Consider the following 24,420-nt stretch of genomic DNA (forward strand, 5'->3'; position numbering starts at 1 on the left):
CGTTATATTGCAAACCAAATTTAAGCCAGGCTAATCAAGCTCACCGCAAATATCCATATCTGCTCAAAGGATTGGCTATTCAGCGCAGTAATCAAGTGTGGTCTACGGATATAACGTATATCCCTATGGCAAAAGGCTTTGTTTATTTATGTGCTGTGATTGATTGGCATAGCCGCAAGGTACTTGCGCATAGAGTATCGATTAGTATGGAGGTTACATTTTGCATAGAAACATTAAATGAAGCTATTGAAAAATATGGTCGACCTGAAATATTTAATACAGACCAAGGCAGTCAGTTTACCAGTGATGCATTTATTGATGTATTGAAATCAAATGGCATTCAAATCAGTATGGATGGTAAAGGTCGATGGGTTGATAATGTGATGGTTGAACGATTATGGCGGAGCGTTAAATATGAAGAGGTGTATCTCAAAGCCTACAGCAATGTTTTGGATGCGAAGAAGCAATTAAACGCATATTTTGAATTTTATAATTTGAAACGACCTCATTCGAGTCTGGACAAAATGACTCCAGATGAGTTTTACTATGACCAGCTACCACAACAAAATAAGGTAGCTTAACTAGAGCAGAGTATCACTTATAAATAAGCTTTTAGTTGTTCAAACATGTGGGACCACCTCTAACTTTATATACACATTCTGAAAAAGGTATATTAAGAGTTTTTGTAAAAGATGGACCAACAAAATATAAGAGGGCAGAGTAAAACTTGAAGTGCGACATAAACCACCTAATTAATTTAAAGGGTTTATGGAGTATATAAAATTGTCATACCATCATCTTAACTTTGAAGATCGTACTGCATTAATGCTTGAGTCAAGAAAAGAAGGCTTTTCAGCCAGAAAATTTGCTGAACTCATTAAAAGACATCCTAGTACGATCTATCGTGAGCTTAAAAGAAATAGCATCAATGACGTTTATCAAGCTCAATATGCTTCTGATAACACCTTCGCTAGACGTAGACGTGGTCACAGAAAACTCAAAATCGATTCAATCCTCTGGAAATTTATTGTTGAAGCGATCCGTTGTTTATGGTCTCCTCAGCAAATAGCAAAACGTTTAAAGACATTTCCTGATTTGGATCAAACAATGAATGTAAGCCATACAACGATTTATTCAACGATACGAGCATTACCAAAGGGTGAGTTGAAAAAAGACTTATTATCCTGTCTGCGTCATGAAAATAAAAAGCGAAAAGCTAACGGTGAACCTAAAAAAGATTCTATATTACAGGATATTAAAACTATTCATGAGCGCCCAGCCGAAGTTCAAGAAAGAAAAATACCGGGTCATTGGGAAGCTGATTTAATTAAAGGTAAAGACAATAAAAGTTCGATAGCAACACTTATTGAACGAAATACACGGCTCTGTATCTTGGCAACATTACCTGATGCAAAGGCAGAATCAGTGCGCAAGGCTTTAACTGAAGCTCTGAAATATTTACCTGCAGAACTGCGTAAAACGTTGACCTATGACCGTGGACGCGAGATGGCAGAACATAAAATACTTGAAGAAGATTTAGGCATAGATGTATATTTCTGTGACCCACATTCACCCTGGCAAAAAGGCACATGCGAAAATATGAATGGTTTAATTAGGCAATATTTACCTAAAGGGATTGATTTAAATCAGGCAGATCAGCATTATTTAAATCAAGTTGCCATGTCACTGAATACTCGTCCTAGAAAAGCGTTAGATTGGCTTACACCATTAGAGAAATTTGCTCAGCTTGTTGATTATCATAAGACTTTTCAAACTGTCGCACCTCATGTTTGAATTCGCCGAGCTTCACACAAATTTATCAGCAGAATATTGAGAAAGATTATTTCCTCAATGGAGCAACATTAACACTACCATTAAGTTTAATGAAAATTTTGGTTACAACAGAAGTAAAAGGGCAATCTAAAACTTATGAAAGTGACTATCATCAGGTGAAATCTGGTGAAAATTTAGCAAGTATAGCTAAAAAATATAATAAAGAAATTTCTCTACTTATGAGAAATAATAACATTCCTGATGCAAATAAAATTAAAGTAGGTCAGAAAATATTTATTGGGAGTTCTAGTGCGTCAAATGAAATGATGCTTCAAGTCGTGGCTCCTAAAGAAGGTTATTTTATTGAAATAGATTATATTGTAAATGCTGGGGAGACTTTATTAAGTATCGCAAAAAAATATAATTTAAACGCAGAAAGAATTAAAAAAGATAATAAAATAATTGATGCGTATAGTCTTTATTCCGGTCAAAGACTAAAGCTAATAAATCATTCTGCAAAGTTTTTAGGCCTAAGTAATCAGAAGCTGATATTAAGTAAATTATATACTGAAGGTTTATTCCCAGTTACTAAGGTTGAGGGAGATTATACCCGACAAATTTCTGTAACTATCGGCGCACAGTTGTGGGAGATACTAGGGACTTCTTTAGAAATAGGGGTTGCCTATGATGCTCGTGGTAACTGGATGCTATACTATGCTGTTGAAGATTCTATAAGTATTGATAAAAATGCGATAAATTTGCATGATGGAAATGTAAAAAAATTAAGTGATGATATTGGATTTTCTCTTGCAGGAAGTAATATTAAAACTAATGCAAAACATGTTTCAGAATTGACTGGAGCAGGTTATAGTTTAACAAATAGTGTTAACTTAGGAGCTTATAATGTGGGAGTTGTAAATGTAAAATCTAAGACAAAAGATTATGAAACTGGAGAGGATAAAGATATTGATGGGGTTGGTGGTGTGGGGCAGATAAATATAGGGAAAAAGAGTATAAAGACCCCAAGTATTGATCATCAAGTTGGAGCCTCAATTGTAATTCCTTTATTTATTTATAATAGAAAGGTTAAAAAGTGATTTAATCGCTCTTATTGGGATTTCTCTTATACTGGTCTAGCCAGTATATAGATTTTCCTAGTTCGTTTTTATCTTTATAGCAAAGAGAAATATTGTATTGTGCAAGATCATAACCCTGTTCTGCATATGGTTTTAATAACTCTATTGCTTTATCAATGTTTTTTTCTGTCCCTTTACCTTTTCTATAAAGAATGGCTAATTTAATTGCAGAGGCACTATAATTTTGATTTGAAGATCTCGTATACCAATCAAATGCTTGTTTGTAATCTTGCTTAACTCCTCTACCATAATAGTATACTTGTCCTACATTAAACTGACCGGCAGCACTACCATGATCTGCAGAAAGTAGAAAATTTTCTAAAGCTTTTGTTGAATCTTGTGGAAAGATAATCCCATTTTCATAATATATACCAATATAATTAATAGCTTCATAAGAACCAAGCTTAGCTGCATTTTCAAAAAGGGTTAATGCTTTTTGATAGTCATGCTCATTTTTTGCACTGTTAAATGCTATTAAGCCTAAGTTATGTATTGATGGGGCATGGTTTTGTTTAGCTGCTAATGTATACCAATGAATAGCTTTTGCTTCATCAGTTTCACCATTAAATCCATATTGATAACTTGCACCAATATCATTTTGAGCGGTTGGATTCCCTTGTTTAGCTAACTCGAATAAAATTGGAAAAGCTTTATCATATTGGTCATTATTGATGAAATTTTCTGCTTGTTTTAGCTTTTTGTTTGTTTCTTGATCATAAACATATACTGTTTCTGAATTTGAGTTCTTCGTATTTGTAGCGTGCTCTTGTTTTGTACTACCACATGAAATCAAGAAGATAAGTGATGCAAGAACCAAAAGATTTTTCATAGAAATTTTAAACTTTAATGGAACATAGATAACAATGAATTTTAATTTAAATTTTTATATATAACAATTAATTAGAAGATTTATTGTTTGTTTTTTTGTAACAAGATAACCTATTTTTATAAAAATTAAGAAGATTAAATACTACAAACTATAAAGCATGAAGCGTACATCGTTAAAGTGAAACCAGTAAAAAATTATAATATCAGTGGAAACATGTTATTAGGAAATTTTGGACTGTATGGGGGGACTATAACAGGGGCAAAAATTGGCTTAATATTAGCGCCTACAACAGGTGGGACATCAATTTTACTTGGCAGAGTAGTAGGTGCTGGAATTGGTGCTGTATTATTAGGTGTTGGGGCTGGTTTTTCGGGTAGCTATGGTGGAACAACGATTGCTAGAAAATATACTGGTGTGTGTGATTAAAGGGTTTGTTTATGAATGAGGTTTTATCAGTAATAAAAGAAATGGTCTTTAATAATAGTATTTTGTTTAATGCAATTTTTTTTATTATTATTTTTAATATTTTTTTGATGCTTTCTACATACATTTATATAAAAATTTATAAAGATGTTTTTTTTGATTTGTTTTTTGGTAAAGAAAATGGTTTGGTTTTTAGAGGAGCTGGTGGGGATTTGGTTGTTGTTGCATATTGGTTTTTAATGCGTTATTCTTTTGAGGTTTTTTCAGCAAGAAAAACACGATTTCCTTCTTGTAAGGATGTTTTAAATAAACCATTTTACATGACACCTAATGCTTATAAGGAAAATATTGATTTATTTAAAATAGAAAGAAATAGCTGGTTGGTTGTTAATTTAACTTCATTATATATAACATATTTTCTTGCTATTTTGTTTTTGTTTTATTTGGTTTTTTTTTGAAATTTTTTAATTTGTTATGCTGGGGTTTTTTGAAGGTTTAAAAAATATTGGAATTAGAGATATTGTAGTTGCTGATGACATATTTCTTGTTTGTGTTTTTTTAATTATTCCTTTTGGTCTTTTATTGCTGTTATTTACATATATGTATAATAAAGTCTATATAAAGAATAATAAGAGAGATTTTTTGGTTTTTTTCTTTGGAGAGAGAGGTGGGGAAGGCTTTTCTAGAGTTGGAGGAGATTTGGTTGTGGTTGCTTATTGGTTTTTAATATATTACTCAAATTATAAAACTTTGTCTGTAAAGTTACACTTTCCATCTATAAATGATGAAAAAAATAAACCAATACCAATTATTCCAAATACATATAGAGAAAATTTGAAAGTCTTTGAAGAAAAACATAAGGGGTGGCTATTAATTAATCTTTCATCTATGTATCTAGGATTTATTCTTGGGATTATATTCTTGGTATATGGTTTTTTTATGGAAAGTTAAATTTAGCTAACCTAAAAATTTATTTATTTTAATATGTTTATGTCAAAAATGGGTGGTCGATGAGCCTGTTAAGGCAGTTGCTAAAAAGAATAATCGTATTTACATTTGGAAAGTGGTTTTATTTATACGGCTAAAGTAGAATTTTTTTTAGTGTCTTGAAAGTCAATTTTAAAGTGAGAAGATCATTTATTACTTTGAACCGTGTTTGAGTATCGTAAGCTTATTGAAAGTGCTCCCTATCCAGAAAATTATATAGAGCAAAAAGAACGGAATGTATAACTAACTAGAAATTAAAAGGTTATTTAAGGTAAATTAGACCTCTTGCGAAAGTAAAAACCACCTCAATATAAATTTCATGAGATATCAGAAATTAAATCGTTTTTCAGATTCTGAATTCAAACGCTTGGTTGGCGTACCTCGACATGTTTTTACTGAAATGGTAGAGGTTTTAGAAAAAGCAGAATCACTCAAAAAGAAATCAGGTCGTCCTCATACTTTAGATATAGAGGATCAGTTGTTATTAACTCTCAATTACTTACGGAACTACAGCACTCAACTGGAATTAGCGGCAAATTACCATATCGCTGAAAGTAATGTGAATCGAACCATTAAAAAGGTTGAAGATGCATTGATGAAATCAAGACGTTTTACTCTGCCAAAACGAAGCATTACCACGGCAGACGAACACTTTAACTGGGTAATTATTGATGCGACAGAATGTTCAATAGAACGTCCGAAAAAAAAATCAGAGTAAATTCTACAGTGGTAAAAAGAAGAAATATACGCTAAAAGTACAAGTGATCTATCATCCGAACAGCAAACAAATCATAGGGCTAGATATATCGAATGGCAGTCAGCATGACATTAAATTGGCAAGAAAAACGGTTAAGAAATTCAAACATTGTGAATATGTTATGACTGATCTAGGGTACTACGGATTAGAGCAAGATGGCTTTAAATTATTGATGCCAATAAAGAAAAAGAAGAATTTACCTTTATTTGATGTTGAGAAAAAGTACAATAAAATGGTTGGAAAAATACGAGTTGTGATCGAACACATTAATAGTCAATTGAAAACATTTAGAATATTAAGTGAACGCTATCGAAATAGACGGAAAAGATTCGGCTTACGCATTAACTTAATTGCTGCACTCGTAAACCGGATAAACTTGCAATAATGACTTTCGCAGGAGATCTATTATTTGAAACTAAATTTAAAGCTTGTTCAAGGCCCAATCTATTCTTTAGAAAAAGCCAAGTCCAAAATACTAGTAAATCAAAATGTAGGAGGAATCGCAACTGGCACCGCTTTTGCAGGTGTACTGGCTGAAAGTAGTTCTTTGCTTACCAGTGCTCCTATACTAGTGATGGCAGGCAAAGCTAAAGATGGCATCACGTTTACAGGGGAAATAGAAGGATATTCCGTATTAGGGCAATTTACGACGACACGTTTTAAAGAAAATGATGAACTTATTGCTGTAATTAGTGAAAAACCTGTAGATGGACGTCATCAAGTTTATGCCATTCTGGATCCTAAATCTGGTTTGCTTTATATGATCTATGAAATGGGCCGTTCAATAAAAATGGGTTATAAGGCTATTATGATACAAACTTATTACTTCACCTTAATTACATGGGGAGTAATAGCAATTTTAATGCTACTGTTTTATATATTTAAGTTTTCTTATTCTTGGGATTCTTTTTTACGCCTAATTATATGGACATTTTGGGGGATTTTTGGAGTGGGTACCTTAATGGGATTTGTAAACTATTTTGGCTATAAGAAGTCATATGAAAATTTCGGAGCATTATCGGAGCAAATATTTGAAAAACTAGGTTTTGAATACCCTAAAGAGCAGGATTTTTATAATGAATTTTTAACGGATGGAGGTGTTCAGATTAGTGTAATGAAATATCGTAATAAGTTAAAAGGTCAAGACCCTTATCCAGAAGATTATTTTGATAAAAAAAGAGCGGTTGAAACTTTAAATTAAGCGTTGAGAAGGCTTTTCACACAATGTTAGTGACTTCAATACTTATTCCAGCATGGCTTTTCATGTATGAATTGAATGCTTTTACCAAGCTTTAATATGCCATGTTGGACTAAATTTAGATTAAAGTTTAGCTTAATACCAAATTCATCTTGCTCCAAAAATTATTCCATAGACTTAAATATTCAGTTTGAAGTTGCTGGAAATACAGAGCTTGTTCAGGTTTATAGCATTGTGTGAATAGCAACCAAATATCGTCTTCATGATTGTCATCGTTAGCAAGGGTTGTATCACATGTTTCTGCAAGGCCATGACATGCATAGTAGCCTTGGGTAAATAAAGGATCATAGGCTGTGAGATTAGTTCTGAGTGCTTCACTAAACTTAATCACTTGTAGTTCAGTACAAGCCAAAATGAGCAGCAAGTCTGCATAAGAATGAATATGTTCTTGAATAAATTGTGCGATTGCAAATGCTTCAGGCTCGGTCTGTTTTTGATTGGTGACATTGAGTTCAAGTTGCTGCATCAGTTGAAGGAAATAGACCAAATGCGATTTAGAGGGCGAGCTTTTCTCAAGTTGGTGGGTATTAAAACCCAATTCATCTAGAAGATTTAGCGACAACAAATAACGTGCATATATCTTAGCTGCAATCCGGTCTTGCTCCACGATATTGCTGTCGTGCTCAAGTTGCAGCGCTTGATATATAGCCATACTCAAAGCATCAGTGAAAATTTTAACAATAGCAGTAAAATAATTCAGATGAATAAACTTCAGCTGTTCAAGGCTCAGTTGGCATTGATGCAGCCGTGTCAGTATCGGATGTTGGAATAAAATATGTTCAGCTGTCGTTTGCTTTAAATGGCTGATCGCTTGAGTATTGGTTGCCCATGATGCTGGGCTTAAGGATCGTTCAATAAAGCGCAAAACTTCTGCGCGGGTATGTTCAGACTGGGTGAAGGAGAGAGCATTCATATACGAGGTAAATTTTAATTGTCATCATTTTTATCATAGTGAAAAAGACTCGATTCTTCTAGTGTTTTATTTATCTTAAAAACTATATATTTCAAATGTTTATTTTAATATTGGTATTGTTTTTTATAAAAAAACGGCGTTGATCTAAATTTGATATATAATATCGTCTTCAATCGATGTATTTCGTTTTCATGTGCTGTTCTTTTGGGTTAATGGCTTAATTTTAAAGTTTTGTGCATCAGGTAAAATAAATGTCAAAAAAAGAAGACATCATTAACACAGCGCTTAATCTCTTTAACTCACATAGTTATAATTCTATCGGTGTGGATCGGATTATTAGCGAGTCTGGCGTTGCTAAAATGACGTTTTACAAATACTTCCCATCTAAAGCTAAATTAATTGAAGAATGCTTAGTGACAAGAAACCAAAATTTACAGCAGTCGCTTGAAGCGACGATTGCTGCATGTGACCCAAGTGATTATCTCTCCCATATTCGTGCAATTTTTGAATGGTACCATGCTTGGTTTCATAGCGCGGATTTTAATGGTTGTATGTTCCAAAAGGCAGTTGAAGAAATTTCAAAAATTTATCCTTCTTCGCTACAGCCTGCAATTGATTATAAAGAATGGTTAAAAGGCAAGTTATGTCAGGCTTTGAATCGTCTAGGTGTGAAGCAAGATGAACAGTTGGCGGCTTTTTTATCCAGTATTTTGGATGGCATGACCATACAAGCGCAAATCGATCCGGACCAAGTGCATTTGGAAGATTATTGGAAGCGTGTAAACACTTTAATCCAAATGGAACTTTCAGCTGCCTAATATATAAATTTTGATTTTAAGGTTAACCTAATACACTCATTATATTGCTGGCTTAAATGCGCTTAAAATAAATCACGTACAAATAAATAAGCGCGATAACGGTTAAGTTATCGCGCTTTGCTGATAATGATTATGTTCCATATCGCACATTATTTGACAATAATGCATGATATGAATATGAGCAACTTAATGTGCTTTCTTATATTTTTGTACCCTCTGAATGTTTTCGGTCATTCAGTATTTCAGCAAAAATAGACAGACTTGTCTGTTTTGTTGAATTATAGAGACTTTGTGGAGAAAAACAACCAATCTCTCATTATTTTGGCTGAAATTTATTCATCATGCTTAATATCCCTTAAAATATGTAGGGTATTCATTATTTATTGTGTTATTCAGCCGAATGATTAAGGCACCTTGGGGGTAAATAAATGGTAAATTCATTGATTGGTTCAATCAGAACACTATAGGGTTTGAGCTGATCTTCATAGCATACAAGATTGAGCCTTGCTAAAAGTTCAAAGCGAGCATAATGCAGCGTTGCAGGTTTTGGATGTAAGCGCCCATGCCACACACGATAGCTGCCGAGTTTTCCATCGCGGCGATGGTAAAATCCTGCCAAAGGATGAGTCAAGAAGACCTGATAACTTTCTAAATTGGGAAAGCCTTCAAAATGCCATGGGTCATGTTCGGACTGAGACAAATGCACATCTGAAGTGGCCCATGCCGATTGGGTACGCATTTTATATTGTGTATATCGACCCTCTGCATCTTGCTGGCAATCAAACTCAATCTGTGCAGAATGCCACGGTAGTTGCCAAACATAACGAGGAACGATCAGTGTCCAAGAGTCCAAAGTCGTTCCTAAAAACCAAACACAACGTTCTTGTGTCTCCTGATCAATCACGTAGACTCGATAATTGGTTTGCCCCATCGTGAATTTTGGAAAAGGGTAAACTGCGGAGCTGAAATCGACATCGATAAAGGGGACTACCGACATCAGTGCATGTTGTTTGCCTTGGTACTGGACCGTGTCTAACTTAAACCGTGCTGGAATGATCTCTTTAAACCGCGCTGGGTCGACGGTATAAGTAATGAGGGCAAAATGCTGGAGTTTACACGCTACATCAATACCGCTGGGCTTGGGTTTTGGATGTAAATAGTCTTTAAATTTGAGTTCTGGAAAGGTCATGGGTTTAAATTCTAGATTTGTTATTTTTTTAATATTAGATAAAACTATGCGTAGAGTAAATAAAAAACCGAAGCCTAAGCTTCGGTTTTTTAATATATTTATACGATCTTATTTTTCAACGAATGCACGTTCAATCACGTAGTCACCAAGTACACCCATACGTGGCGATTCTTTTAAACCATGTTGGTCTAGAAGTGCAGCAACGTCATCGAGGAATGCTGGGCTACCGCAAAGCATTGCACGATCCGTTTCTGGGTTAAAACGTGGTAAACCGATCTTCTCAAAAATCTCGCCAGTTTCAATCACTGTTGTTACACGACCTTGGTTTGGATACTCTTCACGAGTAACCGTTGGGTAGTAAACCAATTTATCTTTAATGCCTAGCTCTTCAAAGAACTCATTGTTCGGAAGTTCGTCTAAAATGAGGTCTTGGTAAGCCAACTCAGAAATGAAGCGTGTACCATGAACCACAATCACTTTCTCAAAACGTTCATAGGTTTCAGGATCACGAATGGTTGCCAAGAACGGCGCAAGACCTGTACCAGAAGAAAGCAGGTATAAGTTTTTACCAGGGTTTAAATCATCAAGTACTAAAGTTCCTGTAGGCTTTTTAGATACCAGGATTTCGTCACCCACTTTAACTTTTTGTAAAATAGAGGTTAACGGGCCATCAGGAACTTTAATTGAGAAAAACTCAAGTTCTTCTTCGTAGTTTGCACTAGCAATAGAATAAGCACGCATTAACGGTTTGCCATTTACTTCAAGGCCGATCATCACAAATTGACCGTTTTTAAAACGTAGAGCAGTGTCGCGCGTCGTTTTAAAAGAGAATAAAGTATCATTCCAATGGTGGACGTGAGTAATCTTTTCGACGTTGAAAGCAGCCATTAAAGGTCTCAATAAATTATCAAATTAGAACAGGTTGCTATTCTAATCTAAAATCATTCTCGATAAACTGAATATATTTAATTGAGCTTATTAGAAAAAGTGATGATGACTGAGTTAACCTTGCCAATTATTGGCTATATGCACTCTTCTTATAAGGAAAAGTTTGGTATTCCTCGGCAGCCTAATTTGGTTCAAGTGGAATCGTATATTGAAATGTCAGCCCCCTATAATGATGTTCTGGCCTTTGAAGGAATTGAGGCATTTAGTCATTTATGGTTGGTGTGGCAGTTTCATGACAATAAAAATCCAGAAAAAACCCAGTTTCGCCCACAAGTTCGTCCGCCACGCTTAGGGGGTAATAAAAAAATAGGGGTATTTGCTACGCGTAGTATGTATCGTCCTTCACCGATTGGTCTATCGGTGGTAAAGCTCAAGTGCGTCAAAAAAGAGGGGAAGTCGGTTCGAGTGTATGTCACAGGAAGTGATTTGCTAGATGGCACCCCGATTGTCGATATTAAACCTTATATACACTACTCAGATGCCGTTATAGATGCGGAAAGTGGCTATGCGCAAGATGAACCTAAACGTAAATCGGTGATATGGTCGGATCGGGCGATCGAACAGAAGCAGCAGCTTTTGATGAGTGAGAAATTGTCTGTACAGACTGCACAAGAGCTTGAAGCCGTTTTATCTTTAGATCCCAGACCGGCGTATCAGGATGATGAAGCGCGAATTTATGGGATGAAATTTGCAAATTTAGATGTGAAATTTAAAGTGAATGAAACGTGTATAGAAATACAGGAGCTATAAGCTCCTGTATCGATTCAAACTTAAACCCACTGAGTTATTCGAAATAGATTTAAAACTTCAGGTTTTGTTTTAAATAATTTGCTGCAACTGAATTGTATAAATCACAACCTTTATTTAAGCCATCTACCTTAGTTAAACGAGCGGTTTTCTCGTCGGCAGACATATTCATTTGATTTATTCGCTCTTTCTCTGATTGAATATCATTTGCAAGATTGGACTCTACGCCAGCAGTTTCTTTTGAACTTGTATAGTAGGCGCCTTTATATTGCGTGTATCCACTAAAAGCGTGTGCTTCGGTTTCATCGTGGCTGAGAGGTGGATCAGGAAATTTGAACAACACTTATAAGTGATATTTTGCTCCCCAAATGATGTTATAAACATCAATATATGGAGTATTTTATGGCACGTAGACCAAGAAGAAATCATTCAAATGATTTTAAAGCTAAGGTAGCACTTGCTGCGATTAAAGCAGAAAAAACACTTGCTGAATTGAGTGCTGAATTTGATGTTCATCAAAACCAAATTATCGACTGGAAAAATCAATTAATTTCAGCTTCCTCGCAAGCTTTCGATCAATCAAAAGCTCCAACAGAACCACCCATCGATCTAAAAAAACTACATGCAAAAATCGGTGAGCAAGCATTAGAAATTGATTTTTTAGAAGGTGTGTTGAAGAAACTGGGCCGCTTCAACCACAAAAGTTAATCGACGACTCACTTCAGATTTCAGTATCTAAGCAAGCTAAGCTGCTGAAAGTCTCCCGTGGTTGTTATTATTATCGCCCAAAACCTGCGAGTGCATCAGATCTGAAGCTGATGCGGTGTATGGATGAATTACATATGCAATATCCTTTTGCAGGTAGCCGTATGATGCGTGATTTGTTGAATCGTCAAGGACATCATATAGGACGACGTCATACACGTACTTTAATGAAGAAAATGGGCATTAATGCGTTATATTGCAAACCAAATTTAAGCCAGGCTAATCAAGCTCACCGCAAATATCCATATCTGCTCAAAGGATTGGCTATTCAGCGCAGTAATCAAGTGTGGTCTACGGATATAACGTATATCCCTATGGCAAAAGGCTTTGTTTATTTATGTGCTGTGATTGATTGGCATAGCCGCAAGGTACTTGCGCATAGAGTATCGATTAGTATGGAGGTTACATTTTGCATAGAAACATTAAATGAAGCTATTGAAAAATATGGTCGACCTGAAATATTTAATACAGACCAAGGCAGTCAGTTTACCAGTGATGCATTTATTGATGTATTGAAATCAAATGGCATTCAAATCAGTATGGATGGTAAAGGTCGATGGGTTGATAATGTGATGGTTGAACGATTATGGCGGAGCGTTAAATATGAAGAGGTGTATCTCAAAGCCTACAGCAATGTTTTGGATGCGAAGAAGCAATTAAACGCATATTTTGAATTTTATAATTTGAAACGACCTCATTCGAGTCTGGACAAAATGACTCCAGATGAGTTTTACTATGACCAGCTACCACAACAAAATAAGGTAGCTTAACTAGAGCAGAGTATCACTTATAAATAAGCTTTTAGTTGTTCAAACATGTGGGACCACCTCTCTGTAATGATAGGCAAGCGCATTATTAAATTTTGTGTATTTAAAATATTTCTGCCCAGTTTGGCTGGCAAAAGCCGTTGCGTATTCATTAAAGCCCTGTTGATATACATCTTCTGCTTCAGATAAGAGTAAATATTCCTGATTATTTGAATATTCTGTTTCCTGTAAACAGGTTGAACCCGCTGGGAATTTTAATGCTTGGTATGCTTTTAATTTTGTATTGATTGCATCTGGATACTTCACGCTATATTGAGGATAGTCCAAGTTCCAATTCAGGTCAGGGTCTACAGTTGAAAGTACGCTTTCACCAGCAATATTACGCTGAGCCACAGTTGTGGTGAATTCTAAACCTGTAGATCCGATTGCGGAATAAGGCCGAAGTTTGATTTGATTATTGATGAAGTTCATTTGGCCAATTAAAGCGCCATAGCTATTGGTAGGGCCGAATGTTTGATACTCGCCTTGTTCAGTTAAGTAAATTTCATTTGTATCATCATCTGCATCGAAAGTAGCATAAGCTTTGCCATCAGCCAGCGTAATTTTTGTATTTAGCACGCCAAAATCAACAGCTTGAGTATGTGAGTCATACCAATAATCAATACGAACAGTTTCCCATTGTTGGGCTGTATTTGTATTATTAGAGTTATTATTTGAAGAATTACTGGATGTTGAGTTATTGCTAGTACTGGTATTGTTAGAACTCTCAGAACTTCCGCCACCACACGCGCTAAGCATTAATGCACTAAAAACTGCAAGCGATAATATTTTAAATTTCATAAAGATCCCGATTCAAAAATATATTATTAATAAAGTTATTGTTTAAAAATGAAGCGGGCTGATTATAGATTAATATGATGAAAATAAAAAATTAATTATTTAAATCGAATTAATAAATCGTCCACCAAAGTAGCCCAATCAAAACCACCATATGCAAAATCTGAATCGGGGCAAAAGCAATAAAGTATTGTTTCCCACCTGTTAAGGCGGCATTAACGGATTTGGCTACAGCGTGTGCAGTCAAACCTAATATAAATGCAGACATTGCTGCCGTGTCTGTCGGTGCCCCTTGCATGACCACAGTTGCCATCGCTGCATGGATTTCAAATAAAGAAGCCAGCAAAGTCCCAGCGATTAAACCTGCATCTCCCAGCCAAAGGTTAAGTCCATACACTCCGGCTTGGATGAGCGTCAAAGTCAGGGCAATAATGCCAGCCTCTTTTAAGCTAAACATGCGTGAATCAGTGGGTTGATGTTGTTCTTGTGCAGGGGCAGATCGTACTAAGGCATAAGCACAGATCCCTAAAAGGACACTTGCTACAAGGGTCGGAAGCAGTATGGTTTTGAGCCAAAGTATACTCACACCTGCGACTATAATCAGCAGTTGCAACAAGGTCGCAATACAGGACATGAGCGCTGCACCTGCATTGGGTTTGGCGAGTGCTCGACCTGCACGTACTTCCATCCCTAAGCTGGCAACTGTCGCTGTACTCGATACAAAACCTGAAGCGATTGCCGATAAAATCATGGCATTTTTAGTGCTCAGCAGTCGTTTGGCAATATGTGCAAGCGCTTGAACAGCAAGAATGAGTGTGACTAATTTTAAAATAATATAGGGATTCAGCACAGCACCCCATAAAGGCGTATTCGGCGTTAAGGGCAAGGCAACTAGAATCAGTGCTAGAAGAAAGATACCGTCTTTAAACTCAGCCTCAGTAATCCATTTCCCCGCAATGCTGTGCATAGGATGTTTGGTCATTAAAATAATGGTCAGGAGCACGGCTAAACCTGCAGCAAGTGATGTATTCCATAAGCACATGGCACCAATAAAATAAGTCATGACAAAGGCAAGTTCAGTGGTTGAACCCAAATCTTCTGTTTGGTTTTTCATTGAGAATATAACGATGCCGCCGATGATCAACGCACCGACTATGCCAATACTGACACCAAATAAAAAACAAATAGCACCGAGGAGTGCACAAATGGCAAAGGAGCGTAGTCCTGCAAAGCTCTGTTGGTTTTCACGTTGCTTGCTTCTTTCACGTTCTAGACCAATCAACAGGCCACAGCCCAATGCCGAAGCCAAGGTGATGAGGACCTCAGATAACGCTAAACTGTTGATGGAAATTGCGCTGAAGTCCAAGCCTACCTCACAAGAGCTAATGATCTGTCTAAAATATAGGCTAATGCTGAAGGTGGATTCAAGTTAAAAGAGCAAGATTTGTGAGTAAATTCGTGATTATATTGATGAGCTTGGCTACTCCTCGATATTTGTAGGATTTGCTTATGCTTTGTGCGAATGAATACAGAAAATCTTGCTATAGTGGGGTTATGTTTGGGGACGTATAACAATGAATTTTAATTTTGAAATTGATACCACTTGGTGCTTAGATCAACTGTTTAAAGATGGGCGAATTACTGAAAAAGAAAAAAATCTAGTACACACCTCGCACCGTCAACGCGATCAATTGAAGTGGCATCCATTACAGTGGATTGCTCATTTTAATCTGGTGGATCAGTCGCATCCACAGTCGAGACTGACATTAAATCGGCTCTGTCAGTGGTTAGCCGAAAAGACCCAATTACCGTTTTATGTGATTGATCCACTCAAAGCTGATGTGCAAGCTTTGACTTCGGTGATGTCTCAAGAATTCTCCTTCCGCAATAAAATCTTGGCAGTTGAAGTTCAGGCCAATCAAGTGTTGATTGCAACAGATCAGCCGTATATGAAAGATTGGATCGCAAATTTGGAGCAGAATGTTGCACCAAAAAAAATCCAGCGTGTATTACTCAGCCCTGAACAATTACAGCGGTATATGGTCGAGTATTATCAGGTGAGTCGCGCCGTTAGTAATTCACAGAAGTCTGGGAGTTACGAGCGTGATAATAAAGGCGTTGAAGCACTTCTACAGTTGGGCGATAGTCAAAACCCTGATGCGAATGACCAACACATTGTTAAATTAGTCGACTGGGTTTTACAGTTTGCTTTTGAGCAAGGTGCCAGTGATATTCACTTAGAACCACGTAAAGACAACGGCAAAGTTCGTTTCCGTATTGATGGGGTGCTGCATACGATTTATAACATGCCTGCCAATACTTTAACCGCGGTGATTTCACGGATTAAAATTTTAGGTCGAATGAACGTGGCGGAAAAACGTAAACCACAAGATGGGCGTTTAAAAACACGGACACCGAAAGGACAAGAAACAGAACTACGTCTTTCGACTTTACCGACTGCTTTTGGTGAAAAGTTGGTGATGCGTATTTTTGACCCTGAAGTTTTAGTACGTAGCTTTCAGCAGTTGGGTTTTGAAGGGCATTTACTCAGTGATTGGCAAGCGCTGACTTCGCATAGTCACGGCATTATTTTGGTGACAGGGCCAACGGGTTCAGGTAAAACCACCACGCTTTATTCTTCTTTGAAACAATTGGCTACCGAACAGGTGAACGTCTGTACCATTGAAGACCCAATTGAGATGTTAGAGCCGAGTTTTAACCAAATGCAGGTGAATACAGGCATTGATCTTGGGTTTGCTGATGGTGTTCGCGCACTGATGCGTCAAGACCCTGACATTATTATGGTCGGTGAGATTCGTGATCATGATACGGCCAATATGGCGATTCAGGCCGCACTTACAGGGCATTTAGTGCTGTCAACTCTGCACACCAATGATGCACCTTCCAGTCTAACGCGTTTGCATGATCTAGGCGTACAGCCGTTCTTAACCGCGGCAACCATTTTAGGGGTATTGGCACAGCGTCTCGTACGTCGTCTGTGTCCACACTGTAAAGTTGAAAAGCAAATCAATAGCCAAGAATGGGAGCATTTGACTTTTGATTACATTATGGAGATGCCTGAAAAAGTCTTTACCGCAGTTGGATGTGAAGAGTGCCGTCAAACGGGCTACAAAGGACGAGTCGGTATTTATGAGTTTATGCCTGTGAGTTTAGAGGCCAAGCAACTCATTGGTGCCAATGGTGACTTGACTGCATTGCGTCAACAAGCCAAAAAAGAAGGTATTGAGCCTTTAAGAATTGCAGGAGCACGTAAAGTTTTAGAAGGTGTCACGACACTAGAAGAAGTGTTACGTGTTGTCCCACTTAACTAAGCGTTTAATGCGTTACTTGAAGCTTTCTTAAGATTCAGCTCATCTAGTTTTGGTTTAATGACTTCATCAAATAGATGAACAATTAAATAGAGGTACTGGATATGAATATGATGATGAAAGCATTATTGGTTGCTGGTGTTATTGGTTCAACGACTGTCGCTGTAGCAAACACCGCAGTGAACCAAGCGGCAGTTGCTGCTTCAACACCAACCACGGTTAAGCATGCGTTAACATTAAAAGATGACAGCCACGTCCAGTTAAAAGGCTATGTGGTCAAAGCCATTGGGGATGAGAAGTATGAATTCCGTGACCAAACTGGTTCAATTACTGTCGACATTGATGATGAATTATGGGGTGGCAAAGCAATTTCGGCTAAAACACCTGTAACCATTATCGGTGAAGTAGATATTGACTACAAACCAGCAAAACGCGTTGAAATTGACGTAGATCAAGTGAAATTCTAAACACACTTGCCCAAGCTCAATTCAATTTTGATTGGGCTTTCTTAAAAAACCACATGGCTAAGATTTGATCTTAGCCCTGTGGTTTTTGTATTTTGAGCCATTTCACGGCATGATCTAAACAATAGTGATTAGGCAGGTTAAGCAGTGCGGATATTATTGGCAGAAGATGATGCCTCTCAAGCTGAGAGTATTAAAACTTGGCTTGAAATGGATGGCTACAGTGTCGATTGGGTGGAACGGGGCGACCATGCCATTTTAGCCATTGAACAGCATCAGTATGACTGTGTGCTTTTAGATCGTGGTTTGCCGCATGCCACAGGCGATGACATTTTGCTGAAAGTCCGTGGCAAGAACCTCTCGACTCCTGTGATTTTTCTCACAGCGCGTGACAGTATTCGAGATCGAGTCGAAGGTCTAGACTTGGGCGCCAATGATTATTTGGTCAAACCTTTTAGTCTAGAGGAATTATCTGCTCGAATTCGCTTACAACTTCGACAGCAACAGCATAGCAGCTCGCAGGTATTGAGTTATGCCAATATCCAACTCGACCCACAAGCCAAAAGTGTGACTCAAAATGGTCAAGCTGTTAATTTAACTGCCAAAGAGTTTCAAATTTTGCATAAATTGATGCTCAAGCCCGAATATGTTGTTACGCGGGAACAACTTGAGGAAAGTCTTTATGCATGGGGCGATGAAATCGAAAGTAATGCGATTGAGGTCTTTATTTATCAATTACGAAAAAAACTCGGTAGTCATTGTATTAAAACCATACGTGGTTTGGGCTACAGAATGAATCAGGACACATAATGGCTCAGCCAATTTCACTGCAGCGTCAGCTTGTTAAAAGTTCGCTCCTCAGTTCGATACTGGCGGGGCTTTTGGCATTGCTGATGTTTATTGGGGTGTCGGTTTATCAGACCATGACTATGCAAGATGAAATCATGGATGAAATGGCCGATATGTTGCTGGCAGATGATTTAACGGTCAGCAATGGTCAAGCCTTGGCAGAGCTTAGTGATGAGTTTGATATTCGCTATCGACTCGATAATGCGCAGCAACTTTTGACTGCATCCGAAGATGTACCTGAAAAAATAACTGTGGATCATTTGAGTTTGGTTTCCGATGAACCTTATGGTTTTTATTGGTCAGAGCAGAAACTGTGGCGTATTTATACTGCACAGGATAATCACGGTTTACAGGTTCAAGTGACCCAGTCGATGTCCGAACGTTTCAATGCATTTTGGCAAAGCATCCTAGTTTTCAGCGGTGTGTTGTTTTTAGTCTGGTGTGTACAGTGGTTGTTGATGCATTTTGCTATTCGACGTAAATTTCGGGTTATACACCAAGTTTCAGAGCAGATTTCAAATAAATCAGTCAATGATTTAGCACCTATTTCTATGCCAGAACCTGAGCTGATTGAGTTGCAACCGATGTTGTCTCAGCTGAATGCCTTATTGGCGCGTTTAGACCAAGCTTTAGTGGCAGAGCAGCGCTTTACCGCGGATGCTTCACATGAGCTACGTTCTCCATTGTCTGCGATACAAATGCGACTTCAGGTGCTCAAGCGCAAGTTTCCTGAACTTGAAAGTGAGTTCAAACCGATCCAACAAGATGTTAGTCGTGGGGTGCAGGTGTTGGATAATCTGTTGTTGCTGGCACGTCTTGACCCTGAGCAAAAGGAAAGCTTGGCGAAGACTAAGTTTGACTTCAGTCTGCTAATGCATGACGTGATTAAAGCTTTACAGCCGTTTGCGGACTCAAAACAGATTAAAATTAACGTGGTGCTTGCAGAGCAAGCCTGTGTCTTGGCGAATGAGCAGCTATTATTTAGCGCACTTCGCAATTTACTCGACAATGCCATTCGCTATAGCTCCGAGCAGGAACAAGTCTTTGTTAAGCTCACGATTGAAAAACAGCAGCTCAGACTGAGTATTGAAAATAGTGGACATGGGGTCGATTCTGCAGTTATCCAGCGCTTGGGTGAACGCTTCTATCGGGCTTTAGGTACAAAAACACAAGGTTCAGGCTTGGGTTTATCGATTTGTCAGAAGATTGTCGATTTACACGCAGGGCAGTTGTTATTTAGTTCATCCGACTTAGGCGGTTTAAAAGTGGAGCTGCTGTTAAATAGGGTTGAGCCTTAGATGTGCAGATTGTGATCTGTGATAAAAAAAGCATAAATGATCAAACTTAAAGACATTAAAAAGCAGTACGCGCTGACATACTGCTTGTTTCCACGATTATTGTTATTGGGTTTTTATAGTTCTTATTTGGTAAGAATGAGTCGATTATTGCGAGTGAGTCGTAGACGATACTCTTCTCCAGCATGCATAATGCGAATTTCACGGCCTAGGGCAAATAAGTTGTTTGAGTGTAGCATTGGTAGTGAATGGGCTGTTTCGTTACGAGTAAATAAGCTAAATGGTGCGTTCATTCTGGCGACTCCGTGGTGTATGTTGAACGATTTAAATGATAATCATTATCGAATGAGGCTGTCAACATTTTCTCGCTGAAAATATAAAAAACTTCAATATCGTTACATGCAATCACTCAATACACTACACATCTGAAATGGAATCTGATTATGTCAAAACCTTTGGTTCAAGTTGCTATAGCCATCCTTTTACATCAAGGCAAAGTGTTGGTGGGCTGGCGCCAGGCGGAACAGCATCAGGGCAATAAGCACGAATTTCCTGGGGGGAAGGTGGAAGCAGGTGAAACGCCTGAGCAAGCTTGTCGCCGTGAAGTGTTAGAAGAGGTTGGAATTGATATACAAGATTGGCATGCTTTTGACTGTATTCAGTTTGAATATGACGATGTGATTGTCAATTTGCATTTATTTCATGCTGTGGTATCAAATCATCTATTGGCAGACATTCACTCACCATGGGCGTGGTTCAAGCGTGCCGAATTACAAGACCTTAACTTTCCAAAAGCTAATCAGGCCATTTTGAAGCGACTTTATGCTGCACCCGTGATTAAAATTTCAGATCAAATCGATGTGTTGAAGGATTTGCCTGAACAACAAGTGCTGTATTGGCGAGTGCCTGCCAGTCCTGACCATATTTTAAAAATTGCAGAACTGAGTGTAGAACAATTGGCACGAGTGATTGTAAATATAGAATTATGGAAAGGTTTAAATTCACTACAACAGCAGGCAGTTGCGGCCATACACCTGAAACAATCTCAACTGATGCAATTGAGTAAAGGAGAGCTGAATGTTGGGCAGCGTTATATAGCGGCCTGTCATGACCGTCGCAGTGCCGAACATGCACAAGAAATTGGCTGTGATGCTCTTTTACTCAGCCCTGTACTTGAAACGCTCAGCCATCCAAATAGTGAAACTTTGGGTTGGGAACAGTTGAGCTTGATTGCAGAAGAGATTCATATCCCGATTTTTGCTCTGGGCGGCTTACAGTTAGCCGATTTAGCCAAAGCACAAAGTTATGGCGCTTATGGTATAGCAGGGCAGCGCTCCATCTAACGGAGCGTGCTTTTAAGACAGACTTTTGATGGCTGTTTGGGCTTGTTGAATGGTTTTCTGATTCTTCTGCATTTGACCTGCTTTTAAGATAATGCTCCAAAGCTGCTTTTTCATGGCGTTGCTTTGGGCATAACTCAAGCCGCGACGTGCAAGCGATTCCGCATTTGCAGGTTGTTTTTGTTGATTGGCAATTAAAGCCAAATACAAAAAGGTCTCACTCGACTGTGGCGCTAAACGCTGTGCTTGCATGGCGTAGCTTTGTGCTTGACTCCACTGGCCTTGGCGATAGGCCGTTTGTGTTTTTTGCATCAGACTTTTAAAAGCAGGAAGCTGTCGCCCATCATCAAACTGTTGTTTGCTTTTCTGTTCAGGAATCACAATCTTCTGACGTTGAATTTCTTCGCGGTCATAAGGGTGAATTGTGACCCCTGAGGGTGTTTTCTGTTCTTTAGCCGCCTGTGTCGGCTTTTCAGGTATCTTTTTTTCAGATGGCTGTGGGAGGCTTTGACAGCCTGCCACAGTCACGATGGTTGCTAAGATACTTAAACGTTTAAACCACATCAAAATTTAAATCCGTCCTATTTATTCAGGTTGATAGCTACCACTCGAAATGACTTGCGTCTCATCTTCTAAGTTACGCTGCATATTCGATTCACTTTCACGAATATAGTTGTCTATGCTGTCGCCTTGTTCAGGTGTAGCTTGGTAACCATCTGTTTCAGGATTGTAAGTGGGTTCAACTTGATAATGCGGTAAGCCACATGCGGTTGCTTTGCGTGGTACGGTATTTCGCAAGAGGGGAATATACATTGCGCCCTCACAACCTTGAGCAGCAAGATAACCCGTGCCACGATCAATCCAATGCCATTGCACATCATCAGGTTGGCGTAAGTTGACTGGTTTTTGACGTAGCTGGCTCATCACATTGGTCCACACTGGCAATGCGCCTGAAGAACCTGTTAAGCCAGTTTGTTTGTTGTCATCTAAACCTAGCCAAACCACAGAAACGTAACTGCCCGAGTAACCTGCAAACCATGAGTCTCGGGTATCATTGGTGGTTCCAGATTTGCCTGCAAGCTTAAGCGAGTTCGGTAGAGTGTTATACGCTGAACGACCTGTACCTGAAGTCATCACTTGTTGTAGACCATAATTCAGGACATAGGCAGAAGCAGGGTCAATGGTTTGTTGGACATTTAAACCGTAACGGGTCAGCAAGCGACCATTTTGATCGACAACAGTACGAATGGATTTAGTCGGATACTTAAAACCGCCTGTGGCAAAGTTGCCATAAATGCTGAGCATTTCCATCGGAGACATGTCTACTGCACCCAAGAAAATGGATGGATAGGTTGGAATATTACTGGTCACACCAAAACGTTTTAGGTGATTGCTAAATGTTGATAAACCAAACTCTTGACCAAGGCGAACAGCTGATAAGTTATATGAATTAGACAGTGCTTGTACCATTGGCACAACGCCATGTTCACCACCACTATAGTTCTTAGGTGTCCATGCTTTACCATTGGCTTGAATACTTATGCTACTGTCTTCAATTGGGCTGGCCCAGTTGTAACGTCCCGATTGAATCGCACTGAGGTAAATCACAGGTTTAAGTAGTGAACCGACTTGACGTTTGGCATCGAGTGCACGGTTAAAACCCGTAAAGTCTTGGGTTGAACCAACAGCTGCGACCAATTCACCATTTTCAGGATGAGCAACCAACACCGCACCTTGTAGCTCTTTTAGACGGCTTGAGCCACGGCTTAAGCGACCAACAGTCGATTTAAACGCATCTTGAATTTTGGTTTGGGCAATCGGATCGAGCGTTGTAAAGATGCGTAGACCTTGGTTGGTCAAATCACCTTCTTGGTATTCGGTACGTAACTGACGACGTACAATGTCTAAGAAATCTGGGAAACGTGAAGGGCCGAGAGTCGGTTTGGCAATCACATTTAAAGGGCGAGCTGTTTCAGTTTCATATTGTTCTTGGGTCAGATAGCCCATGACCAACATGTTGTTTAAAACAATATTACGGCGCTTTTTCGCAGCTTCTGGGTTACGCCAAGGGTTATATAAGGTTGGACCTTGTACCAAACCCACCAAATAAGCTTGTTGCGCAATATTTAGCTCACGCAAAGGCATGCCGAAGTAAAACTGTGAAGCCAAACCATAACCATTAATAGAATAGTTGCCGTTTTGCCCGAGGTTCACTTCATTGAGATAGGCTTCTAAAATTTCATCTTTGTCATAGTGAAACTCAACCAATAATGCCATAAATGCTTCATTGACTTTACGCTTAATGGTTTTTTCAGGGGTGAGGTAGAAGTTTTTCACCAACTGTTGGGTCAGTGTTGAACCACCTTGACGTTTTCCACCCGTTACATTACTCACAATCGCACGTGCCGTACCACGAATTGAAACGCCGTGGTGACTATAGAAATTACGATCTTCTGTTGCAATTAAAGCCTCAATTAAAGGCTTAGGGACTTTGTCGAGTTTAATCAGGACACGGTCTTCATTATGCTGCGGATAAATCCCGCCAATCAGCATCGGCTCTAAACGTGCAATCCCTGTAGATGAGGGTTTAGTTGCACTGACTTCAGCCACTTGCTCATTGGCAAAGGTGACTTTAAGCACTTGTTCAGGCTCGACACTATCACCGAAGTCAAAGCCACGGGTATGTACATATAGCTCATTGCCAGAACTGACAAAGTTCCCTGATTTGGTATAGTTTTCCGAGGACTTATAGCCCAAAAGTTTTAACTCTTGAGTGAAGTCAGCCTGATTGACAGGGGCATTGGTATACACTTCGAGTGGGCGTGCGAATACCTTCGCAGGAATGTCCCAGCGCTTGCCTTCAAACTTGTCACGTACAACGGAGTCGAGTCTTATTAAATAAATACTAAACACCAAGAATGCTGCAATGACTAAGATGCAGAAGATCAGTGCAATTAAACCTATGCCACGTTCTGACTTCATAAATACGAATAAGA

At 38.5% G+C, this 24,420-nt stretch carries 26 protein-coding genes and 1 pseudogene; 17 read left to right on the forward strand and 10 right to left on the reverse strand.

Going from position 1 to position 24,420, the window contains the following annotated elements:
- From F986_RS13800 to F986_RS13810, 3 genes are all read left to right on the forward strand, one after another.
- Positions 1-581: IS3 family transposase (locus F986_RS13800; RefSeq protein ID WP_004696067.1), on the forward strand; the 581-nt coding region annotated here is incomplete at its 5' end.
- 187 nt (positions 582-768) lie between these two features.
- On the forward strand, positions 769-1,794 hold the full coding sequence (locus F986_RS13805) for an IS30-like element ISAba125 family transposase (RefSeq protein WP_005100823.1): 1,026 nt from the start codon (positions 769-771) through the stop codon (positions 1,792-1,794).
- A complete protein-coding gene (locus F986_RS13810; RefSeq protein ID WP_004696070.1) occupies positions 1,791-2,870 on the forward strand; it encodes a LysM peptidoglycan-binding domain-containing protein in 1,080 nt (359 codons plus the stop codon). The genes F986_RS13805 and F986_RS13810 overlap by 4 nt, the downstream gene beginning before the upstream one ends.
- Position 2,871: 1 nt before the next feature.
- Here F986_RS13810 and F986_RS13815 read toward each other — a convergent pair whose 3' ends face one another.
- The gene (locus tag F986_RS13815) at positions 2,872-3,738 is read right to left on the reverse strand and encodes a tetratricopeptide repeat protein (protein WP_004696071.1); all 867 of its coding nucleotides are present in this window, start codon (positions 3,736-3,738) and stop codon (positions 2,872-2,874) included.
- Between the two features lie 177 nt (positions 3,739-3,915).
- On the opposite strand from F986_RS13815, the gene F986_RS13820 reads away from it, so the two are divergent.
- The 6 genes and pseudogenes from F986_RS13820 to F986_RS13845 all read left to right on the forward strand — a co-directional run bounded on the left by F986_RS13820 (position 3,916) and on the right by F986_RS13845 (position 7,106).
- Positions 3,916-4,164 carry a hypothetical protein gene (locus F986_RS13820; RefSeq protein WP_227555154.1) on the forward strand — a complete coding sequence of 83 codons (249 nt, stop codon included), beginning with the start codon at positions 3,916-3,918 and terminating at the stop codon, positions 4,162-4,164.
- Between the two features lie 11 nt (positions 4,165-4,175).
- On the forward strand, positions 4,176-4,619 hold the full coding sequence (locus F986_RS13825) for a hypothetical protein (RefSeq protein WP_004696075.1): 444 nt from the start codon (positions 4,176-4,178) through the stop codon (positions 4,617-4,619).
- A 16-nt stretch (positions 4,620-4,635) separates the two neighbouring features.
- Complete coding sequence (locus tag F986_RS13830; RefSeq protein WP_004696077.1) at positions 4,636-5,112, forward strand: hypothetical protein; 477 nt, start codon at positions 4,636-4,638, stop codon at positions 5,110-5,112.
- Positions 5,113-5,289: 177 nt separating this feature from the next.
- Positions 5,290-5,391 (forward strand): annotated as a pseudogene (locus F986_RS18785) (putative type VI secretion system effector); the annotation flags it as partial.
- Between the two features lie 76 nt (positions 5,392-5,467).
- Positions 5,468-6,290, forward strand: a protein-coding gene (locus F986_RS18060; protein WP_094148576.1) for an IS5 family transposase whose coding sequence is annotated in 2 segments (ribosomal slippage) — positions 5,468-5,848 and positions 5,850-6,290 — 822 coding nt in all. Because the reading frame shifts where the segments join, the coding sequence is not laid out codon by codon here.
- Positions 6,291-6,314: 24 nt separating this feature from the next.
- On the forward strand, positions 6,315-7,106 hold the full coding sequence (locus tag F986_RS13845; protein ID WP_004696079.1) for a putative type VI secretion system effector: 792 nt from the start codon (positions 6,315-6,317) through the stop codon (positions 7,104-7,106).
- A gap of 127 nt (positions 7,107-7,233) precedes the next feature.
- Here F986_RS13845 and F986_RS13850 read toward each other — a convergent pair whose 3' ends face one another.
- Positions 7,234-8,076: a hypothetical protein gene (locus tag F986_RS13850; protein ID WP_004696081.1), complete on the reverse strand. Its 843-nt coding sequence runs from the start codon at positions 8,074-8,076 to the stop codon at positions 7,234-7,236.
- 251 nt (positions 8,077-8,327) lie between these two features.
- Here F986_RS13850 and F986_RS13855 point away from each other — a divergent pair, with 251 nt between their 5' ends.
- On the forward strand, positions 8,328-8,894 hold the full coding sequence (locus F986_RS13855; RefSeq protein ID WP_004696082.1) for a TetR/AcrR family transcriptional regulator: 567 nt from the start codon (positions 8,328-8,330) through the stop codon (positions 8,892-8,894).
- A gap of 388 nt (positions 8,895-9,282) precedes the next feature.
- Here F986_RS13855 and F986_RS13860 read toward each other — a convergent pair whose 3' ends face one another.
- Together F986_RS13860 and F986_RS13865 are read right to left on the reverse strand one after the other, a co-directional pair.
- On the reverse strand, positions 9,283-10,083 hold the full coding sequence (locus F986_RS13860) for a DUF2071 domain-containing protein (protein ID WP_004696084.1): 801 nt from the start codon (positions 10,081-10,083) through the stop codon (positions 9,283-9,285).
- A 108-nt stretch (positions 10,084-10,191) separates the two neighbouring features.
- Positions 10,192-10,971: a ferredoxin--NADP reductase gene (locus F986_RS13865; protein WP_004696086.1), complete on the reverse strand. Its 780-nt coding sequence runs from the start codon at positions 10,969-10,971 to the stop codon at positions 10,192-10,194.
- Between the two features lie 102 nt (positions 10,972-11,073).
- Between F986_RS13865 and tsaA the strand changes: the two genes are divergently transcribed.
- Positions 11,074-11,781: a tRNA (N6-threonylcarbamoyladenosine(37)-N6)-methyltransferase TrmO gene (gene tsaA / locus F986_RS13870; protein WP_017397215.1), complete on the forward strand. Its 708-nt coding sequence runs from the start codon at positions 11,074-11,076 to the stop codon at positions 11,779-11,781.
- A gap of 49 nt (positions 11,782-11,830) precedes the next feature.
- Here the strand turns inward: tsaA and F986_RS13875 are convergent, their stop codons facing one another.
- Entirely contained in the window at positions 11,831-12,121 is a 291-nt protein-coding gene (locus tag F986_RS13875; protein ID WP_004696090.1) for a hypothetical protein, read from the reverse strand.
- A 47-nt stretch (positions 12,122-12,168) separates the two neighbouring features.
- On the opposite strand from F986_RS13875, the gene F986_RS18065 reads away from it, so the two are divergent.
- Positions 12,169-13,313, forward strand: a protein-coding gene (locus F986_RS18065) for an IS3 family transposase (RefSeq protein WP_115613877.1) whose coding sequence is annotated in 2 segments (ribosomal slippage) — positions 12,169-12,433 and positions 12,433-13,313 — 1,146 coding nt in all. Because the reading frame shifts where the segments join, the coding sequence is not laid out codon by codon here.
- Between the two features lie 39 nt (positions 13,314-13,352).
- Here F986_RS18065 and F986_RS13890 read toward each other — a convergent pair.
- Together F986_RS13890 and F986_RS13895 are read right to left on the reverse strand one after the other, a co-directional pair.
- The gene (locus F986_RS13890) at positions 13,353-14,150 is read right to left on the reverse strand and encodes a hypothetical protein (protein ID WP_004696092.1); all 798 of its coding nucleotides are present in this window, start codon (positions 14,148-14,150) and stop codon (positions 13,353-13,355) included.
- A gap of 109 nt (positions 14,151-14,259) precedes the next feature.
- Positions 14,260-15,513: an MgtC/SapB family protein gene (locus F986_RS13895; RefSeq protein WP_004696094.1), complete on the reverse strand. Its 1,254-nt coding sequence runs from the start codon at positions 15,511-15,513 to the stop codon at positions 14,260-14,262.
- A gap of 208 nt (positions 15,514-15,721) precedes the next feature.
- On the opposite strand from F986_RS13895, the gene F986_RS13900 reads away from it, so the two are divergent.
- From F986_RS13900 to F986_RS13915, 4 genes are all read left to right on the forward strand, one after another.
- Complete coding sequence (locus F986_RS13900; RefSeq protein WP_004696096.1) at positions 15,722-17,479, forward strand: type IV pilus assembly ATPase TfpB; 1,758 nt, start codon at positions 15,722-15,724, stop codon at positions 17,477-17,479.
- Positions 17,480-17,580: 101 nt separating this feature from the next.
- On the forward strand, positions 17,581-17,943 hold the full coding sequence (locus tag F986_RS13905) for a NirD/YgiW/YdeI family stress tolerance protein (RefSeq protein WP_004696098.1): 363 nt from the start codon (positions 17,581-17,583) through the stop codon (positions 17,941-17,943).
- Positions 17,944-18,087: 144 nt separating this feature from the next.
- Positions 18,088-18,750, forward strand: coding sequence for a response regulator transcription factor (locus F986_RS13910; RefSeq protein ID WP_004696101.1), 663 nt, complete (start codon positions 18,088-18,090; stop codon positions 18,748-18,750).
- Entirely contained in the window at positions 18,750-20,087 is a 1,338-nt protein-coding gene (locus tag F986_RS13915; protein WP_004696102.1) for a sensor histidine kinase, read from the forward strand. The genes F986_RS13910 and F986_RS13915 overlap by 1 nt, the downstream gene beginning before the upstream one ends.
- 122 nt (positions 20,088-20,209) lie before the next feature.
- Here F986_RS13915 and hemP read toward each other — a convergent pair whose 3' ends face one another.
- Positions 20,210-20,377 (reverse strand): hemin uptake protein HemP, encoded by a 168-nt coding sequence (gene hemP / locus F986_RS18070; protein WP_004696105.1) that lies wholly within the window; start codon positions 20,375-20,377, stop codon positions 20,210-20,212.
- Between the two features lie 150 nt (positions 20,378-20,527).
- On the opposite strand from hemP, the gene F986_RS13920 reads away from it, so the two are divergent.
- Complete coding sequence (locus F986_RS13920; protein ID WP_004696106.1) at positions 20,528-21,427, forward strand: NUDIX domain-containing protein; 900 nt, start codon at positions 20,528-20,530, stop codon at positions 21,425-21,427.
- A gap of 12 nt (positions 21,428-21,439) precedes the next feature.
- Here the strand turns inward: F986_RS13920 and F986_RS13925 are convergent, their stop codons facing one another.
- The gene (locus tag F986_RS13925) at positions 21,440-21,988 is read right to left on the reverse strand and encodes a tetratricopeptide repeat protein (RefSeq protein WP_004696109.1); all 549 of its coding nucleotides are present in this window, start codon (positions 21,986-21,988) and stop codon (positions 21,440-21,442) included.
- A 21-nt stretch (positions 21,989-22,009) separates the two neighbouring features.
- Entirely contained in the window at positions 22,010-24,406 is a 2,397-nt protein-coding gene (mrcB, locus tag F986_RS13930; RefSeq protein WP_004696110.1) for a penicillin-binding protein 1B, read from the reverse strand.
- Positions 24,407-24,420: the final 14 nt, after the last annotated feature.

The sequence above is a fragment of the Acinetobacter johnsonii CIP 64.6 genome (assembly GCF_000368045.1).
Taxonomy (GTDB): domain Bacteria; phylum Pseudomonadota; class Gammaproteobacteria; order Pseudomonadales; family Moraxellaceae; genus Acinetobacter; species Acinetobacter johnsonii.

Excerpts from the sequence above, each read along its gene's own strand:
- F986_RS13830 (WP_004696077.1), top strand. The coding sequence starts at position 4,636 with ATGCTGGGGTTTTTTGAAGGTTTAAAAAATATTGGAATTAGAGATATT.
- hemP (WP_004696105.1), bottom strand. The coding sequence starts at position 20,377 with ATGAACGCACCATTTAGCTTATTTACTCGTAACGAAACAGCCCATTCA.
- F986_RS13905 (WP_004696098.1), top strand. The coding sequence starts at position 17,581 with ATGAATATGATGATGAAAGCATTATTGGTTGCTGGTGTTATTGGTTCA.
- F986_RS13855 (WP_004696082.1), top strand. The coding sequence starts at position 8,328 with ATGTCAAAAAAAGAAGACATCATTAACACAGCGCTTAATCTCTTTAAC.
- F986_RS13925 (WP_004696109.1), bottom strand. The coding sequence starts at position 21,988 with ATGTGGTTTAAACGTTTAAGTATCTTAGCAACCATCGTGACTGTGGCA.
- F986_RS13920 (WP_004696106.1), top strand. The coding sequence starts at position 20,528 with ATGTCAAAACCTTTGGTTCAAGTTGCTATAGCCATCCTTTTACATCAA.
- F986_RS13900 (WP_004696096.1), top strand. The coding sequence starts at position 15,722 with ATGAATTTTAATTTTGAAATTGATACCACTTGGTGCTTAGATCAACTG.
- F986_RS13815 (WP_004696071.1), bottom strand. The coding sequence starts at position 3,738 with ATGAAAAATCTTTTGGTTCTTGCATCACTTATCTTCTTGATTTCATGT.
- F986_RS13860 (WP_004696084.1), bottom strand. The coding sequence starts at position 10,083 with ATGACCTTTCCAGAACTCAAATTTAAAGACTATTTACATCCAAAACCC.
- F986_RS13865 (WP_004696086.1), bottom strand. The coding sequence starts at position 10,971 with ATGGCTGCTTTCAACGTCGAAAAGATTACTCACGTCCACCATTGGAAT.
- F986_RS13850 (WP_004696081.1), bottom strand. The coding sequence starts at position 8,076 with ATGAATGCTCTCTCCTTCACCCAGTCTGAACATACCCGCGCAGAAGTT.
- mrcB (WP_004696110.1), bottom strand. The coding sequence starts at position 24,406 with ATGAAGTCAGAACGTGGCATAGGTTTAATTGCACTGATCTTCTGCATC.
- F986_RS13915 (WP_004696102.1), top strand. The coding sequence starts at position 18,750 with ATGGCTCAGCCAATTTCACTGCAGCGTCAGCTTGTTAAAAGTTCGCTC.
- F986_RS13890 (WP_004696092.1), bottom strand. The coding sequence starts at position 14,150 with ATGAAATTTAAAATATTATCGCTTGCAGTTTTTAGTGCATTAATGCTT.
- F986_RS13805 (WP_005100823.1), top strand. The coding sequence starts at position 769 with ATGGAGTATATAAAATTGTCATACCATCATCTTAACTTTGAAGATCGT.
- tsaA (WP_017397215.1), top strand. The coding sequence starts at position 11,074 with ATGATGACTGAGTTAACCTTGCCAATTATTGGCTATATGCACTCTTCT.
- F986_RS13825 (WP_004696075.1), top strand. The coding sequence starts at position 4,176 with ATGAATGAGGTTTTATCAGTAATAAAAGAAATGGTCTTTAATAATAGT.